The 675-nt window shown below is 46.4% G+C and carries 1 tRNA gene and 2 rRNA genes; all 3 read right to left on the reverse strand.

What is annotated here, in order from left to right:
- Nucleotides 1–98: ribosomal RNA gene (locus tag WA302_RS25150) — 23S ribosomal RNA — on the reverse strand; the annotation flags it as partial.
- 234 nt (nt 99–332) lie between these two features.
- Nucleotides 333–408 (reverse strand) — tRNA-Glu (locus tag WA302_RS25155).
- Between the two features lie 140 nt (nt 409–548).
- A 16S ribosomal RNA gene (locus WA302_RS25160) occupies nt 549–675 on the reverse strand; the annotation flags it as partial.

Consider the following 675-nt stretch of genomic DNA (forward strand, 5'->3'; position numbering starts at 1 on the left):
CGGTTCATATCACCTTACCGACGCTTTTCGCAGATTAGCACGCCCTTCATCGCCTCTGACTGCCTAGGCATCCACCGTGTACGCTTAGTCACTTAACCTCACAACCCGAAGATGTTTCCATCGTTCGCGCTGCAAACATTTGAGAGACTCTATGACAGGTTACTCTTCATCCCAGTACATCTACGGAGGGATAAATTTCAGCCGTCATGTTTCAATTTTCAGCTTGTTCCAGATTGTTAAAGAGCAATATCTTAAACATGACTCGCAAGTCATCTTTAAGATTTTTTCGGTTATCGCTAACCGGTGATAATGTCTTTCACTCATTATCGGAATGGCGTCCCCAAGGGGATTCGAACCCCTGTTACAGCCGTGAAAGGGCAGTGTCCTAGGCCTCTAGACGATGGGGACACGAAAATCCGATTAAACTGAATAACTTAATCGGTTCGTATCAGCATGAATGACTCATGGCATCAACAGGTAGCGCTTTGCTCGTTACTTTCTATCAGACAATCTGTGTGAGCACGCCACTCGAACTAATATCTTTAGGTTAAGGAGGTGATCCAACCGCAGGTTCCCCTACGGTTACCTTGTTACGACTTCACCCCAGTCATGAATCACAAAGTGGTAAGCGCCCTCCCGAAGGTTAAGCTACCTACTTCTTTTGCAACCCACTCC

Origin of the sequence: Serratia sp. 201 (assembly GCF_037027545.1) — a bacterium.
Taxonomy (GTDB): Bacteria; Pseudomonadota; Gammaproteobacteria; order Enterobacterales; family Enterobacteriaceae; genus Serratia; species Serratia bockelmannii.